This is a genomic window from Ureibacillus thermophilus (assembly GCF_004331915.1).
In the GTDB taxonomy this organism is placed as follows: domain Bacteria; phylum Bacillota; class Bacilli; order Bacillales_A; family Planococcaceae; genus Ureibacillus; species Ureibacillus thermophilus.
The window spans coordinates 348,481-365,220 of the sequence record NZ_CP036528.1 but is presented as its reverse complement, the minus strand read 5'-3'; the positions used below and the strand labels follow the sequence as shown (position 1 = coordinate 365,220).

The window sequence follows — 16,740 nt, the reverse complement described above, 5'->3', positions numbered from 1 at the left end:
TATGGAGCAAGTGATGATGATTCTCATTGGAATACTCGTTTCAGTGGCAACCTATTTGATTCTTTCAAGAAACATGATACGCGTCATTATTGGCACGGCTGTATTATCCCATGCGGTGAATTTATTGATTATAACGGTAGGGGGATTAAAAACAGGGAATGTGCCTTTACTTGGACATGGGGTAGAGCCTTTTACCGATGCGTTGCCTCAAGCCTTAGTTTTAACGGCGATTGTCATCAGCTTTGCAACGACTGCTTTTTTGCTTGTGTTAGCATACTACACTTATAAAACGAATGGTTCTGATGATTTTAAAGAATTGAGAGGAATGACAGATGAATAACATTATTGTATTGCCACTGGTTATTCCAATTTTTACAGCAGTTGTCTTGGTGTTTTTGGGTAATCATATTGTTGTGCAAAGGATTATCTCCATTATCACAATGCTTGCAGTTAGCATCATTTCCTTTGTATTGTTGGAACTTGTACAAAGGGAAGGAATTTTAAAAATAGCCTTTGGAGATTGGGAAGTTCCTTTTGGCATTTTGTTTGTTGCTGATACTTTCTCTGTGTTAATGGTGCTCACAGCAAGCATTGTAACCATGTTATGTTTGTTTTACGCCTTTTCTACAATTGAGAAACGGCATGAAAATATGTACTTTTATTCATTTGTTTTACTCTTAGTAGCCGGTGTCAATGGCGCCTTCTTAACAGGAGATATTTTTAACTTATTCGTTTGTTTTGAAGTAATGTTAATGTCTTCTTATGTGTTGGTGGCATTGGGCGGAGAAAAGGTTCAACTGCGGGAATCTATCAAATATGTGCTAATTAATGTAGTAGGTTCGTCTATTTTTTTGATTGCTCTAGCCTATTTATATGGAACGGTAAAAACATTGAACATGGCCCACATTGCAGAGAGGGTTGCTGAAGTTGGGCAAGATCCCATGTTAACGACGGTTTCCCTCGTTTTATTGCTTGTTTTCAGTTTGAAGGCGGGTTTAGTACTCTTCTTCTGGCTGCCCGGTTCTTATGTGGTTCCTCCTGCGGCAGTACAAGCGTTGTTTGCAGCCCTTCTTACAAAAGTTGGGGTTTATGCATTGATTCGCACGTTCACATTGATGTTCCCACATCGTCCAGAAGTAACCCATACAATTATCGGCGTTTTTGCCGGTTTAACGATCATTTTAGGATGTTTAGGGGCATTATCATCCCGAAATGTATTACGAATTGCAGCATATAACATTGTGATTGCTGTGGGTTTCATTTTAATTGGGCTAGCCGTTGGTACGGAGATTGCGTTGGCAGGGGCTGTATTTTACTTAGTCCATGACATGGTGGCGAAAGCGTTGTTGTTCCTGTTAGTTGGGATGATGCTCTATTTAACCGGAGAGAAATTGATTGACTATATGAGTGGGCTTATCCGAAATTATCCTTTGTTTGGATGGATTTATTTCTTGGCGATGCTGGCATTGGTCGGCATTCCTCCACTAAGCGGTTTTGTAGGGAAAGTGCTGATTGGCAAAGGGGCTATTGAGGCAGGTTCTTACATATTATTATTCCTTGGATTTGCTTCTAGTTTAGTAGTACTCTTTTCTTTATTAAAAATTTTCCTAAGCTCCTTCTTTGGGGAAACGATTATTACCAATGAAGACAAGAAGCCGTTTCCAGCTGCTTCGATGGCATCGCTTGTTGCCTTTTCCTTTTGCATTGCTGGAATTGGTATTGGAGCTGAAAAGTTATTAGTGTATGTACTAGATGCGGCCAATACGCTTGTTGATCCATCAGTCTATATTAATGCTGTTTTAAGGGAAAGTTAGGGGGTGTAGTGGTGTTTTTTGCTCAATTTATATTAAATTTATTGATTGCCCTGCTTTGGCTGCTTTTAAAAGATGAGCCTACACCTACCCTTGCCACTTTTAACACTGGATTTATCGTAGGTACTTTCATCCTTTATGTGATGCATCGATATTTTGGCACCCAGTTTTATCTAATTCGAGCAATGAAAATTTTTAAACTTATCATTGTCTTCTTCCGAGAGTTGATTGTTTCCGGTTTTGTTGTCATGAAACAAGTGTTGACGCCAAATTTGAAGATTACACCAGGAATTTTTAAGTATGAAACGATTTTAAAGAAAGATTGGGAGGTAACAGCTCTTTCGCTGTTATTAACATTGACGCCCGGTTCCGTCGTGATGGAAGTATCGGAATCGGGAAATGAGTTATATATTCATGCAATGGATATTGGACAGAAGGAAGATTTAATTCGTTCGTTGGGACGATTTGAAACGTTGATATTGGAGGTGTCCCGTGATTGATTGATATTATATTGCTCATTTCTTTAACGTTGTTTATGGTTGCCAATGCAATGCATTTAGTCCGGGTGATTAAAGGCCCTTCAATGCCAGACAGAGCTATAGCATTTGATATAATTGGCATCAATTTAATTTCTTCGATGGCGATCATCTCCATTTTATTAAAAACGACAGCTTTTTTAGAAGCGATCTTAATCATCGGGATTTTATCCTTTATTGGAACCATTGCCTTTTCCAAATATATCGAAAGGGGAGTTATTATTGAACGCAAGTCAGATTATTGAGTGGATTTGCGCCCTTATTATTCTGATGGGGTCCATTATTAGCGTCATTAGCGCCTTTGGAATGCTGCGTTTGCCTGATGTATATACCAGGGCTCATGCGATTGCAAAAAGCGCAACGTTAGGGGTTCTATTTTGTCTTATCGCTTCATTCTTTTATATATGGGTGCAAGATGGATATTTTAGCGTTCGATTAATCTTAGGGATTCTATTTGTATTTATCACTTCTCCTGTAGCTACCCATCTCATCATCCGAGCTGCCTATCGCTCAGGCGTACCATTAGCGGAAGGCTCCGGCGAAGATGAATTAAAGCCGATATTGTTTGGCGATAAAGATGCAGAGCGAGCAAATAATAACTTGAATGTCTAATGGGAAATCAATAATATATTGAATGAACATTTCGTGAATACAGAATAGAATTGAGCGGACGATATTGAAAAAGTTACTGAAACTACTATTGTTGATGATTGCTCTCTATGTATTTTTATACGCCAATAATCATTGGATCGTGATGACAGAAAGAATTTATGAATCTGAAAAAATACCGGAATCCTTTGATGGCTTTCGAATCACCCAAGTGTCTGACTTGCATGATGCTTTGTTTGGCGAAAATCAGGACAAACTGATTAAAAAAGTGAAAAAGACAAATCCTGATGCGATTTTTATTACAGGTGATTTAATTGACAGCAATCGTTATCATTTGGACCAAAGTTTAATGGCGGTTCGTGAATTTGTAAAAATTGCGGATGTCTATTACGTTTTGGGCAACCATGAAGTCGCCATCAATCAAGTTTCGAAAATTTATGAGGCTCTTGAAAAACTGGGCGTGTATATTTTGCCGAACGCAGCTGTATGGATTGAACGGAATGGGGAAAGAATAGCCGTTGCCGGTATCGAAGATCCATTAAATGGCGTTGATACAGAAAGAATGCTGGACATGGCTTTAGCCAATGTTCCGAAAGATGCATTTACCGTACTGCTTGCCCATCGCCCAGAAAAGTTTGATATATACGTGAAAAATGAAATTGATTTCGTCTTTACCGGTCATGCCCATGGTGGACAGGTTCGGATTCCTTTTGTAGGGGGAATCATTGCACCGGGACAAGGATTTTTCCCTAAATATACAGCAGGGTTTTACGAAGAGAATCACACGACGATGAATGTCAGCAGAGGTTTGGGCAATAGCATGGCCCCTTTCCGAATTTTTAACTTCCCTGAAATTGTAGTGGTGGAGTTGAAGACGAAATAACGATAATGGGTGAAAAGGGGGCGTCTGAAAAGACATTTTGAGACGCCTCCTTTATATTTTTTATTTGCCCAAGCCAGTTTTTTTATTAAGATTGTAATTAGATTTTCCCATGGAATTTAGCAAAGGAGATTATACGGATGAATATTATCAATTTTAAGATGGAAGAATTGGTGGATCCGACAGGGATTATTCAAGGGAAACGGTATGAATTTTTGGTGGATGTAGAAGTGGATGAAGAGGATGAACTTTATTCAGAAGCAGGTACGCAAATCCGGCTGCTTATAGGAGATGAAGGGGAAGGTCCGTTTATTATCAACTATTTCATTATGGATAAAAAAGATGAACATTATATTGAACTGGCGCTAGAGGAAGAAGAGGAACAATATCTTTTAGCTTTCTGTAAGGAACAATTAGAAAGTGAAGAGTAGCGAAGTAGTATTTCCTATAGCTGATAAGTTATGAAATATCATCCAAAAGGATTTTGGGTGATATTTTTTTAATAAATTAAAGAAATTGTATGATTATGATTGAACTTTTCTTCCAAAATCTTTAATCTAATAATTTCTTACGTTCTTGAGACATATATAGTATAATAGGTTCACAAAATATTCAGATTATTTTAAAATATTAGTATAATAAATTGAGTTATAACTATTATAAAGAAGGATTTTGCTGCGAAAATGTTTGTTCGTAAAGGGGATGGAGAGAGTGACGATACTGAAAGATTTAAAAATTTTAGATTTCTCATCAATGCTTCCAGGGGTTTTTGCAACAATGATGTTTGCTGATTTCGGCGCGGATGTCATTCATGTGGAATCCACAAGAAGAGTGGATTTGATGCGCATTATGCCTCCGTATGATGAAAATAAAGAATCCTATGTGCATCAACATTTAAATCGTTCCAAAAAATCAATTAAATTGAACTTAAAGACAAAAGAAGCGGTGGAGATTGTAAAAAAATTAATTCAGGAATATGACATTGTTGTTGAAGGATTTCGCCCGGGAGTGATGGAACGCCTAGGTCTCGATTATGAGTCGCTGAAAAAGGTTAATCCAAAAATTATTTATTGTTCCATTACAGGATATGGACAAACAGGACCGTACCGCAACCGTCCAGGGCATGATAATAACTATTTATCCATTTCAGGCATTCTTGACTATTCCCGCCACAAAGGCAAAAAACCGGTTTCCATGGGGGTGCAAATTGCAGATATAGCTGGGGGCACATTGCATGCAGCAATTGGTATTCTTGCATCTGCACTGCATCGGGAAAAAACCGGGGAAGGAAAATATATTGATATTTCCATGACCGATGCGGTATTTACGATGAATGCGTTGTATGGAACCGCTTATTTAGGTACAGGGGAATTGCCAAAGCCGGAAGAAGAAATTTTAAATGGCGGCACGTTTTATGATTACTACGAAACGAAGGATGGCCGATATTTCTCCGTCGGCAGTTTAGAGCCCCATTTCCGCAAACTATTATGTGAGGCGTTGGATATTCCTGAATTAATTCAAAGCACTTTTAATGATTCTACGTATACGCAAAAACGGTTTAAAGAAGCGGTAAAAGACGCATTCTTGACAAAAACGTTTGATGAATGGCTGGAAGTGTTTAATGAAGATTTTGAAGGCTGTGTGGAGCCGGTTCTTAACTTTGAAGAAGCTTGCAATCATCCTCAAATTCGCGCACGCCAGATGATTGTAGATGTGCCTAAAGAAGACGGCACAACCCAAAAACAAATCGGCACAGCCATTAAATTTGAAGGGGTGGAACCAACTTATAAATTTGTCGGCGCCAAAGTGGGAGAACATACAGATGACATTTTGAAATCTCTTGGCTATTCCGATGACGAAATTAAATCTTTCCATGAAAATGGTGTGCTTGAATAAAAAATGTCCCAAAGGTAATGACTAATTACTTTTGGGACGTTTTCTTTTCCATAAAGCTTACGACAAAATCCCGCAAGTCTTCAAAGTCCTCTTGAAGCATTAAATATTTTTTATAAATGCTCATCAACTGCTCAAAAAGTTCAAATTGTTCTGTAGCAAAAAAAGTTTTCAACAGGTTGCATACATGGGTGGAAGTCATACGGGCAATTGGATAGAGGGGACTTTCTGCTTCTTTATATTGCTCCAGCCATTTTTCAATGGATTGCATAACGTGTTGATGGGATTGATCGACGATGTAGGCAATATTTCGCTGCACGGCTGCTTCAATTTTCAAAAGCAAATCTTTATTGAATGCCTCTGTATTTAAACATTCATAAATGCTTGTACAGGAAGCGATTTCGTATTCCTTCAATAATTGCAGCACATCTCCATATTGACCTTTCTTGACAAGGGCATCAATCACAATAAAGAAGATTTGTTCCAGATAGTTCTGGTCATACCGTTTGACTAAAGATTCCGGTTCCGGTTTTAAATTCGGCAGCACTTTTCCATAATCAATCAATAATTCAATGGAATGATTAATTAAACGGTCATTCGTAATTAAATACTTGCCATATGCAATCGTTTTTTCCGTATCTCCATGTTTTGCACCATCCACCGCCAAAATATAAGATAATAGCGTTTCTTCTTTCTCTGTCAACGCCCACTCTCCGGCTTCCCATGTTTTGACCACTTCTGCAATCAGTTTGTGGATTTTTTTATAATGGCGTTTTCCCCCTATGAAATGAAGGGAGATATTTAATAAATGAAATTCTTTAAGCACATAAGAACGTGGGTTTTTATAATCAATTTTTTGAATGAAGTGATTCATCGTTGAAATGACTTGGCTTTGGGTCATAAATGATTGTATGTATTGTTTAAATTGGTTGATTAAATCAAGAGGATTTTGAATTGTATGTAATGGCGCCTGCAAAAAAACAGAGTAAATTTTTTTAGCATACAAATAACGCCAAAAATCAATTTTATGATTATACAGAATATGTATAAGATATTTTTTTCCGATTTTATAGAAATAGATTTCGTTTAATTTTGAAATGGATTTAGAGTATTCGGTTTTTTTTCCAAAAACCAGTTCGATAAAATGGGAAAAGTTGAATACATTTTTCATTAAAGCATGTTCAAAAATAATGTTTTTGCTCGTTGCGGAAGAGAAGAAGGCATCCAGTTTACTTTGCACATTGTTTAGATCAATGTTCGATGAACGAAACATTTCCAGGGTAAATAAATCGAGTTTTCCCCAGTGCTGTTTAATGGATTGAAAAAGGACATTAGCTGCTTCTGATTTTTTGAGAATAATTTGGTCAAGGGGAAGGATGCTGCCAAAAATCTCTTCATCTTCATCATAACCGCCGAATTGTTGAAGAGCTTTTTCAAAAGAATCTCCTATTTGTCCTTTCGTTTGCAGAAAGAGTTGTTCATCGAATTTGATCATTCTTCGCTTCCCCCTAAAGTCACTTCATTAGATAATTCCAAAATGAGGTACTATTTCTAAATTAAACTGTTCAAGGAAGAAATGTAAAGACTTTAATTGGATTTTTCCTTTTTGATGGATTCTTTAGTATAATGTAATATTATCCTTTATCAATCTAATAGAGCATTCATTATTTTAAGAGAGGTCGCAAATATGCAATACCTATCGATGATATTTTTCCAAATCGTAGCGCCGATTCTTGTTCTTCTTGTAGTAGGAGCTATCTTACAAAAGAAATTTCATTTTAACTTAAAAGCGTTGTCTCAGCTTGTTACATACTGTTTCATGCCAGCAGCGGTGTTTGTCAATATATATGAAACGTCTATCAGCATGTCAGTACTTGCCCAAGTGGCAGGTTTTATTGTTTTATTTATTGGCAGTCAAATGATGATGAGTCATTATGTGGCGAAACTGCTTGGGCTTAATCGTTCTGAATCTGCAGTGTTTAAAAATAGTATCGTGCTCATTAACTCCGGGAACTATGGCATTCCGGTGGCGCAAATGGTGTTTGCCCAGCAGCCCATTGGCGTTGCCATTCAAGTGATTCTCGTAATCTTTCAAAATATGACGACTTATACTTACGGGTTGTACAATTTAATCTCTGCAACCAAATCGGGATTAGAAATTGTAAAAGACTTTTTAAAGATGCCGATTGTCCATGCATTGACGCTTGGCATCATTTTAAATGTAGCAGACTTTGAAATTCCGCAAACCTTCCGAATTCCATTAGACCATGTGGCGGATGGGTTTGTTGCCGTTGCGTTAATTACTCTCGGAGCGCAGTTGTCTCAGCTTGAAATGCGCACAATGCTCAATAAAACCATTATTACAAGCTGTTTTATGCGCCTCGTGGTAGGGCCAGCCATTGCGCTTCTAGTTATTTATCTTCTTGGCATCGATGGCGTTGTGGCCAAATCTTTATTAATTGCAAGCTCCTTTCCAACTTCCCGCAACAGTTCCAGCCTTGCTTTGGAATATGATGTGGAGTCTAACACAGCAGCTCAAACCGTATTATTCTCAACCATTGTCAGCTGCATTACTGTGACCATTGTAATTTATTTATCGAATCTACTTTTTGGGTAAGTGAAGGTTAAATAAAAGTTCAAAAACTGTTTCGCTATTAAGTGTAAACATTTGTAAACTAATAGTATAGAAAAAAAAAAGGATGTGAGCTGCTATGAAAGAAAAGCAACCTCAAAATCGTTCTCTAACATACTATTTTTTTATCTTAATGGCGATTGTGTTATTAAATGCCCTCATTTTTCCGGGCATTCAGAAGCAAAAAGTAGAAGAAGTGGACTATGGCTCTTTCCTTCAAATGGTTGAAGACGGGAAAGTGAAAAACGTAACGATTCAAGATGATGCCATTACATTCACGGAAAAAGACAATAAAGATGTCATTTATAAAACAGGTGTGGTTGAAGATGCAAAATTAGTGGACCGGCTATATGAAGCCAATGTACCGTTTACAAAAACCATTCCAAATGAATTTTCGCCTTTAATTCGATTCATTTTATTATGGATTGTTCCATTTTTGATTATTTTGCTCCTTGGAAGTTTCTTAACACGGGGACTTCGCCAATCGAGGGCGGATGTATTAACCTTTGGTAAATCCAATGCAAAAATCTATGTGGAATCTGAAACAGGAAAAAGTTTTAATGATGTAGCAGGGCAAGATGAGGCAAAAGAAGCCTTAAAAGAAATTGTAGACTTTTTGCATAATCCTGAAAAATACCGGCAAGTGGGAGCAAAACTTCCAAAAGGGGTTTTGTTGGTTGGACCTCCAGGAACGGGGAAAACATTGATTGCCAAAGCGGTTGCTGGGGAAGCGAAAGTGCCGTTCTTTACCATTTCCGGTTCCGAGTTTGTTGAAATGTTTGTGGGAATGGGGGCTGCTCGCGTCCGTGATTTGTTTAAGCAAGCCCAAGAAAAAGCGCCATGCATTGTGTTTATTGATGAAATTGATGCTATCGGGAAAAAACGGGGCGTTAATTTAACCCAAGGAAATGATGAACGGGAACAAACTTTAAATCAATTGTTATATGAAATGGATGGTTTTGATTCGAGCAAAGGCGTGGTGATTTTAGCAGCAACGAACCGTCCTGAAGTGTTGGACCAAGCCCTTTTGCGTCCTGGAAGATTCGACCGGCGCATTCCCCTTGAACTGCCTGATTTAAATGGAAGGGAAGCCATCTTAAATGTTCATTTGAAAAAGGTGGCCAAAGACGACAATATTGATGTTGCGGCTATTGCCAAAGCAACACCGGGGGCATCAGGAGCTGATCTTGCAAATATCGTCAACGAAGCCGCTTTAAGAGCAGTGAGAATGGGACGTACGAAAGTCATTCAAGAAGACCTTGAAGAAGCAGTGGAAATCACCATTGCAGGATATAGACGAAAAAGTAAAATTCTGTCTCCGCAAGAGAAGAAAATTGTGGCTTACCACGAAATTGGACATGCCATTGTTGCAGCGAAACAGTCACATTCTGCTCCGGTGCAAAAAATCACCATTATTCCGCGCACTTCTGGAGCTTTAGGCTATACAATGCAAGTGGAAGAAGAAGAACGTTATTTGCTTTCAAAAGAAGAGCTTTTTAACAAAATTGTGACATTGACTGGCGGAAGAACGGCGGAAGAAATTGTTTTCCAATCTGTTACTTCAGGTGCTGCCAACGATATTGAACAAGCGACAAAATTGGCGAGGGCGATGGTGACCCGCTATGGCATGAGCGAGCATTTTGGCATGATGGGACTTGAAACAGTGTCCAATGTATATTTAGGCGGGGATAGTTCCCTCATCTGTTCCGATGAAACGGCAGCCAAAATCGATGAAGAAGTGCAAAACATTATAGAAAGTGCCCATGAAAAAGCGCGCCAAATTCTTACAGAAAACATCGACAAGCTTCACGAATTAGCTGCGTATTTGCTAGAAAAAGAAACAATCAGCGGCGAAGAATTCATGAGCATTTTAGAAAATGAATCCGTGGTTAGCCAATAAATATATAAAAAGGCTGGGACATAAACCAAAAATTATAGCGGTAGCTGAAAGAGTTTTGATAAAAAATTGATTGGAGTGACGGGGCGAGTTCCTGTCGCGCACGCTTAGTCGCAAAGCGGAGCAAGTTCAAAGAAGTAAATTCAAAGCTTTCCTGCGACGAGCCCTCTCGAGACCACGAGGAGCGAAGGGATGACTCAGAGGAGAGTCTAGCCGGGCCCGCGGAAAGCGTCCCCAGAACGGAAATCAATTTTTAATAACATATCAAAAAATCATCATTTTCTCTTTGGAGAAAATGATGATTTTTTAGATTGTCCAAACCTCTTTTTCTTTATATTTAATTTAAAGATAGCAGAAATAGTGAAAAGAAAAAACCTGCTTTACCATATGAAAGGCAAAGCAGGTTTTGAGTATCAATAAATAGTAGATGTGTAAGCGATTAAGAATAGGTTCTTGGAACAGCCAAGTCAATTTTATTTAACATATGGGTTTGATAAATCCATACCGTCTAATGATAAACCTAAAGCTTTGGCAACACCTTCACCATAAGCAGGATCTGCTAAGTAGCAGTGCAAGATGTGGCGGCGTTTAATAAATTCTTCAACCCCTTCCATATTGCGGGCAGTGTTTTCGAATAGGCGTTGTTGTTCTTCAGCCGTCATTAAACGGAACAGTTTACCAGGTTGTTCAAAGTAGTTGTTGTCGTCTTCTCGGAAGTCATAAATATCTGCATCGCCTTCAAGCGCTAATGGCGGCTCTTTTAAATCTAGGTTATGCTGCCATTCGCCGTAGCTATTTGGTTCATAGCTTAATGTACTTCCTAAGTTGCCATCGAAACGCATTGCTCCATCGCGGTGGAATGAGCGGAATGGACATTTAGGTGCATTAATTGGTAGCAAATAATGGTTTACACCTAAGCGGTAACGTTGCGCGTCCGCATATGCGAAAATACGGGCTTGAAGCATGCGGTCTGGCGAATAGCCGATGCCAGGCACGATGTTGGATGGCGAGAATGCAGCTTGTTCTACTTCTGCAAAGTAGTTATCAGGGTTTTTATTAAGTTCGATTTCACCAACTTCAATAAGTGGGAAGTCTTTTTTATACCATACTTTTGTTAAGTCAAATGGGTTATATGGCATTTCTTTTGCTTGTTCTTCTGTCATCACTTGGATGTACATTTTCCATTTTGGATAGTCGCCGTTTTCAATGGCGTTATAAAGATCGCGTTGGTGTGAATCTGGGTCTTTACCTCTTACTTCAGCTGCTTCTTGGTCTGTTAAGTTTTTAATGCCTTGTTGTGTAATGAAGTGGAATTTCACCCACACACGTTCGTTATCTTCGTTAATAAAGCTGTACGTATGTGAACCGAAACCGTGCATATGACGGTAGCTTGCTGGAATGCCTCGGTCAGACATTGTAATGGTAATTTGGTGCAATGCTTCAGGAAGCAATGTCCAGAAATCCCAGTTGCTATTTGGATTGTGCATATTTGTACGTGGATCGCGTTTTACCACGTGGTTCAAGTCTGTGAAGTGCAATGGATCACGGAAGAAGAATACAGGTGTGTTGTTGCCGACTAAGTCCCAGTTTCCTTCTTCTGTATAGAATTTAATGGCAAATCCGCGAATATCGCGAACTGCATCCGCATAGCCTCGTTCACCAGCTACTGTTGAGAAACGGATGAATAGCGGAGTCTTTTTCCCAACTTGTGAGAACATTTTGGCTTTCGTATATTTTGTAATGTCATTCGTCACTGTAAATACACCGTGTGCTCCGGAACCTTTAGCGTGCATGCGTCGTTCTGGAATCACTTCGCGGTTGAAGTTTGCAAGTTTTTCTATTAACCATACGTCTTGTAATAAAACCGGACCTCTTTTGCCAGCTGTCATGGAATCGTGATTGCTGATTACTGGAGCACCGTTTGCTTTTGTAAATTGTTGGCGTTTATTAAGATTGTTTGTCATCTTTTAACCCTCCTCATTTGTTCTTGCTTGATTCATAATATAACATGTATAAATTAAAATGTCTACTAAATTAGAATTATTATTTTTAAGAATTTTTTACAAAAATATTAATATCTTTTTTAGATTGAAGAATTCTTGAAATTTTCTTTGAAAGTGTGTGAAATCAATCGTCCATTACGAATATTTCCATAGTGCTAATCTTTTTTAGAAGAAGATAATTGAAAATTTAGTAATATAAATGATAATAAAATAGGGTGTCATCAATAAGATGAACACCCATTATTTGGAATCTAAAATAATTTCAATTAATTCATCCCGGTCGATTAAGTATACATCGTTGGATTCCGCAAGTTTTTGTGCTTGTTTTGTAAAGTAGCTGTTTGTCACAACCCATGCTTCTGTCGCATCATACATTTTTAAAGCTCCTATTACTTCTTGAACGGCTTTGACGCCTACTGTACCGGAATACCTTTTCGCCTGTACGGCAATCGTATTTTCCCGATCTTCTAAAATCAGGTCGGCTCCATAATCGCCGGAAGTTTTTGTATAACGTACTTTAAAGCCTCGTTTTTTAAAAAGCATGCCTAAGTATTCTTCAAATTCTTCTCCTGTCATTTCATCTATTTGTTTTATACCCGCTTTTCTCAACTGTAAAACCCGTCTCATTTTCCACCATATTTTAATCATAAGGAAAGAAAGTATAAAAACCCCTAAAGTGATCAACATACCTTCCAAAGTTCTCGTATAGTACCAGCCAAAATAAGCGACAATGATAAGAAGAAGCCGGAATAAATTACGGCTGAATTTCTTTTTCTTTTTCGTTTTTTTTGCCAATTCCTTTAACCCCTTACTATACTAGTTCAACACTTATAGTATCATAAAAAGGGTACGTATGTTTGTTTTAGTTAGATATAGCGTTCTTTTGCACTGATGAAAGAAAAAACAAATAAAATAAGAGAAGTTGCGATAAAAATCATGTTTGGCACCGCCCAGCTGCCTGTTAATTCTTGAATGAAACCAAAAAGTACAGGGCCGACTGCGGAAATTAAATAGCCGAAAGATTGAGCGAATCCGGAAATTTCAGAAGCTTCATAAGCATTTCTTGTACGCAATGTAAAGAGCATTAATACCAGTCCAAAGGAAGAACCTGATGCAAATCCTAATAAAATCATCCAAAGCACTGCGCCGCTGGTCCATTCAAAGAACAGTCCACCGAAGCCGATGAGGTAACAAAAAGTAAAGAAATAGACAATGGGTCTTTGAGATGACAATTTTTCGGCTACTATTGGAATGAAAAACGTCATTGGCATTTGGGATAGTTGAAAAATAGATGTCATGAAACCGGCTTTTTCTAAACTGAATCCTTGCGACACTAAGATTTCTGGAATCCAAGCAGTGGAGCAGTAAAATAATAAAGACTGCATCCCCATAACAATGGCAATTGCCCATGCGAGAGAAGACTGCCAAATTTTCTTCCCGCCTGTTTGTTCATGAGCGGAATGGAATTGTTCTACTCGTTCACCGCGAAGTATAGGAATCCATGCAATCATCGTAAGCAAACCGAAAATTACGGTGCATCCGAGGGCGCCTTGCCATCCGGTACGCTCTGCAATGGGTTGGCTAAAGGCAAGGGATGCTGCTGCTGAAATATTCATCGCCACCGTATAGATGCCTGTCAATAGGCCTACCTGATATGGATATTTTGCTTTAAAAAAGCTAGGGAACAATACGTTTCCAAACGAAATCGCGACACCGATCAACACCGTGCCGAAAATTAATAAAGTAATGTTGCCGGCTGATCTTATAAGAATCCCGACAGATAAAAGAATAAGTGAATAAAAAAGCGTAAATTCCATACCGAATTTGCGTGAAATCTTTGGTGCAATGGGAGAAACAATAGCAAAGGCAAGAAGGGGAATGGTTGTTAAAAAACCTGCTGTTGTATTTGAAATACCTAAATCTTCACGGATATACGAAATAATCGTTCCTACACCTGTGAGGGGCGTTCTTACGGTTGTTGCAAAAAAAATAATCGCTACGAAAAAAAGAAAAGTTCCAAAAGTAAATTGAAGTTTTTTTGCAGGGTATTTCCGTTCAGTTTTCATAATAGACCCCCAACAATTCAAATTGGCGAAAATAATGTTATATTTATAAAGTACCTTTTTAAAGAAGGTTCAAAAATAATAATACATTCGAATTTTAAAATTTTATAGATGAATGCTTGTTAAATATAGGCGAAAAATGTGTAGATGGAGTAATGGATTTAAAGGAGATTTTTTTATGAAAGAAAATGAAAAACAACTGAGACGTAGCTTAAAAAGCCGACATATCACCATGATTAGTTTAGGAGGTACGATTGGCACAGGATTATTTCTTGCCAGCGGAGCTTCCGTCGCTCAAGCGGGGCCGGGTGGGGCGCTGCTAGCGTATGCGCTTATTGGCATGATGGTTTATTTCCTCATGACAAGTTTAGGGGAGATGGCTGCCTATATGCCTTCATCCGGTTCCTTTAGTACATATGCGACGAACTTTGTGGATCCTGCCTTTGGATTTGCGATGGGATGGAATTATTGGTATAACTGGGCAATTACTATTGCAGCCGAAATTTCAGCGGTTAATTTAATTATGAAATATTGGTTCCCTGATAGTCCGTCCGCTCTTTGGACAATCCTTTTTATTGCTGTCGTTTTGACCTTCAATCTTTTATCTGTAAATGCGTATGGCGAAAGTGAATATTGGTTTGCCATGATTAAAGTTGCAACGGTTATCATCTTTATTATCGTGTCCTATTTAATGGTATTCGGAATTATTGGGGGGGAACAAATCGGTTTTACTAACTTCTTTATTGGCGATGCACCGTTTAACGGTGGATTTCTCGCCATCTTTGGGATATTTTTAGCCGCAGGATTTTCCTTTCAAGGAACGGAATTGTTAGGAATTACTGCAGGGGAAACGGAAGATCCTGGAAAAAATATTCCAAAAGCTGTACGTTCTGTTTTCTGGCGCATCTTGCTGTTCTATATTTTAGCAATTCTTGCCATCGGTCTTTTAGTTCCATATACAGATTCGCGGCTGTTATCTGAAGATGTTGCTGTATCCCCATTTACTTTAGTATTTGATAAATTGGGAATCGCTTTTGCTGCATCCATTATGAATGCCATTATTCTAACAGCGATGCTTTCTGCCGGGAATTCAGGTTTATATGCTTCATCCCGCATGTTATGGCAGCTTGCGGTGGATGGAAAAGCACCGAAAATGTTTACAAAATTAAATCGCCGCGGGGTGCCGATTTATGCTCTGCTTGCAACTCTTGCTATTGGATGTTTAGCATTTTTATCATCCTTTTTTGGTGATGGTATTGTATATATTTGGCTATTGAATGCTTCCGGATTATCCGGCTTTATTGCATGGGTAGGGATTGCCATCAGCCATTACCGCTTCCGAAAAGCTTACATTAAGCAGGGAAGAGACTTAAAAGATTTGCCTTATAAAGCGCCGATATATCCTTTTGGCTCCTTGTTTGCATTGATTTTATGTTTAATCGTCATCATTGGACAAAATTATCAAGCCTTTATCGGCACAATTGATTGGCATGGCATCGCAGTTTCCTATATTGGGCTTCCTTTGTTTATCATGTTGTGGCTAGGGTATAAAATAAAACATAAAACAAAAATCATCCCACTTGAAGAATGCAATTTAGATGTAGAAAAACATAAGTAAGTGTTCTTCATCATATAAACTTAAAGATTCTGTTGTTATAATGGGGAAAGAAATGTTTTATAGGACGAAATCGCAAAGGATGGAAAAAATGACAGTTTCAGTGGGCTTTTTTAAAAAAATACATGAGTGGGTAATTGACGGACAATCCCAAGAAATCAAGTATCGGCCGTTTCAAGTAGATGGCAACCCGTACAAGTCAAAAGTGTTTTTAGTTGGTTTATATCCAGAAACCCTTGCTTATTTTGATGTAGATGAGGCGAAAATATTCGCTGATTCTTTAGTGGACGGGGAATTGTTCGAACAACTAAATGGCCTTGAAATGATCACGGCTTCAAGGGAATATAAAGGAAGTCTAAATTTTGCTCAATGGATGAAAAAAACATTCAACGAAAACGTTGTATTAACAAATGTAAATGGCTTTATAGCAAAAGATTATAAACAATTTAAACAAATGAAAAAGGAAAACCATTTTTGCTATCTTTCTGGAAAGAAATTGTTTGAACAAGTGCTTTATGAATTCATGCCGGAAGTTCTCATCATTCAAGGTTCAAAAGCTTTCGAGGAGTTTCGTGAAATTTATCAAGACCGGTTGATTCATAAGGCAAATGCTTTTGAAACCGGCACAGTGCAGGAGTTGGAGAAATTAGGGGCAATTGGAGAATTTCCTCTTCCAAATGGCGAAACATGCAAAATAGTTGTATGTCGAAATATGTCCTATTTTGGAAAAGAAGGGACAGCCTTTGAAGCATTAAAAGAAACGATTGGCCGTTTGTTGTAAACTGTTTAAAAAGACTGAAA

At 38.3% G+C, this 16,740-nt stretch carries 16 protein-coding genes; 12 read left to right on the top strand and 4 right to left on the bottom strand.

Features of this window, described 5'->3' with window-relative positions:
• Window position 1: 1 nt before the first annotated feature.
• From DKZ56_RS01675 to DKZ56_RS01640, 8 genes are all read left to right on the top strand, one after another.
• Complete coding sequence (locus DKZ56_RS01675; RefSeq protein ID WP_208650994.1) at window positions 2–340, top strand: Na(+)/H(+) antiporter subunit C; 339 nt, start codon at window positions 2–4, stop codon at window positions 338–340.
• Entirely contained in the window at window positions 333–1,814 is a 1,482-nt protein-coding gene (locus DKZ56_RS01670) for a Na+/H+ antiporter subunit D (protein WP_208650993.1), read from the top strand. Before DKZ56_RS01675 ends, DKZ56_RS01670 begins: the two co-directional genes overlap by 8 nt.
• An 11-nt stretch (window positions 1,815–1,825) precedes the next feature.
• Window positions 1,826–2,311 (top strand): Na+/H+ antiporter subunit E, encoded by a 486-nt coding sequence (locus DKZ56_RS01665; RefSeq protein WP_208650992.1) that lies wholly within the window; start codon window positions 1,826–1,828, stop codon window positions 2,309–2,311.
• Window positions 2,308–2,592, top strand: coding sequence for a Na(+)/H(+) antiporter subunit F1 (locus DKZ56_RS01660; protein ID WP_208650991.1), 285 nt, complete (start codon window positions 2,308–2,310; stop codon window positions 2,590–2,592). The genes DKZ56_RS01665 and DKZ56_RS01660 overlap by 4 nt, the downstream gene beginning before the upstream one ends.
• Window positions 2,570–2,959 carry a Na+/H+ antiporter subunit G gene (locus DKZ56_RS01655; RefSeq protein ID WP_208650990.1) on the top strand — a complete coding sequence of 130 codons (390 nt, stop codon included), beginning with the start codon at window positions 2,570–2,572 and terminating at the stop codon, window positions 2,957–2,959. The genes DKZ56_RS01660 and DKZ56_RS01655 overlap by 23 nt, the downstream gene beginning before the upstream one ends.
• 64 nt (window positions 2,960–3,023) lie before the next feature.
• Complete coding sequence (locus DKZ56_RS01650; RefSeq protein ID WP_208650989.1) at window positions 3,024–3,839, top strand: metallophosphoesterase; 816 nt, start codon at window positions 3,024–3,026, stop codon at window positions 3,837–3,839.
• 137 nt (window positions 3,840–3,976) lie between these two features.
• Window positions 3,977–4,267 (top strand): DUF6509 family protein, encoded by a 291-nt coding sequence (locus tag DKZ56_RS01645; RefSeq protein ID WP_208650988.1) that lies wholly within the window; start codon window positions 3,977–3,979, stop codon window positions 4,265–4,267.
• A gap of 280 nt (window positions 4,268–4,547) precedes the next feature.
• The gene (locus DKZ56_RS01640) at window positions 4,548–5,732 is read left to right on the top strand and encodes a CaiB/BaiF CoA transferase family protein (RefSeq protein ID WP_208650987.1); all 1,185 of its coding nucleotides are present in this window, start codon (window positions 4,548–4,550) and stop codon (window positions 5,730–5,732) included.
• A 25-nt stretch (window positions 5,733–5,757) separates the two neighbouring features.
• Here the strand turns inward: DKZ56_RS01640 and DKZ56_RS01635 are convergent, their stop codons facing one another.
• Window positions 5,758–7,224, bottom strand: coding sequence for a hypothetical protein (locus tag DKZ56_RS01635; RefSeq protein WP_208650986.1), 1,467 nt, complete (start codon window positions 7,222–7,224; stop codon window positions 5,758–5,760).
• A gap of 192 nt (window positions 7,225–7,416) precedes the next feature.
• Between DKZ56_RS01635 and DKZ56_RS01630 the strand changes: the two genes are divergently transcribed.
• Together DKZ56_RS01630 and ftsH are read left to right on the top strand one after the other, a co-directional pair.
• Window positions 7,417–8,346: an AEC family transporter gene (locus DKZ56_RS01630; RefSeq protein ID WP_208650985.1), complete on the top strand. Its 930-nt coding sequence runs from the start codon at window positions 7,417–7,419 to the stop codon at window positions 8,344–8,346.
• 94 nt (window positions 8,347–8,440) lie between these two features.
• Window positions 8,441–10,261: an ATP-dependent zinc metalloprotease FtsH gene (gene ftsH, locus DKZ56_RS01625; RefSeq protein WP_208650984.1), complete on the top strand. Its 1,821-nt coding sequence runs from the start codon at window positions 8,441–8,443 to the stop codon at window positions 10,259–10,261.
• A gap of 470 nt (window positions 10,262–10,731) precedes the next feature.
• Here the strand turns inward: ftsH and DKZ56_RS01620 are convergent, their stop codons facing one another.
• The 3 genes from DKZ56_RS01620 to DKZ56_RS01610 all read right to left on the bottom strand — a co-directional run bounded on the left by DKZ56_RS01620 (window position 10,732) and on the right by DKZ56_RS01610 (window position 14,327).
• A complete protein-coding gene (locus DKZ56_RS01620; RefSeq protein ID WP_208650983.1) occupies window positions 10,732–12,222 on the bottom strand; it encodes a catalase in 1,491 nt (496 codons plus the stop codon).
• Between the two features lie 279 nt (window positions 12,223–12,501).
• Window positions 12,502–13,056 (bottom strand): restriction endonuclease, encoded by a 555-nt coding sequence (locus DKZ56_RS01615; RefSeq protein WP_208650982.1) that lies wholly within the window; start codon window positions 13,054–13,056, stop codon window positions 12,502–12,504.
• 71 nt (window positions 13,057–13,127) lie between these two features.
• Window positions 13,128–14,327: a CynX/NimT family MFS transporter gene (locus DKZ56_RS01610; RefSeq protein WP_208650981.1), complete on the bottom strand. Its 1,200-nt coding sequence runs from the start codon at window positions 14,325–14,327 to the stop codon at window positions 13,128–13,130.
• 175 nt (window positions 14,328–14,502) lie between these two features.
• Between DKZ56_RS01610 and DKZ56_RS01605 the strand changes: the two genes are divergently transcribed.
• On the top strand, window positions 14,503–15,942 hold the full coding sequence (locus DKZ56_RS01605) for an amino acid permease (protein WP_208650980.1): 1,440 nt from the start codon (window positions 14,503–14,505) through the stop codon (window positions 15,940–15,942).
• A gap of 88 nt (window positions 15,943–16,030) precedes the next feature.
• Window positions 16,031–16,720: a hypothetical protein gene (locus DKZ56_RS01600; RefSeq protein ID WP_208650979.1), complete on the top strand. Its 690-nt coding sequence runs from the start codon at window positions 16,031–16,033 to the stop codon at window positions 16,718–16,720.
• Window positions 16,721–16,740 lie beyond the last annotated feature (20 nt).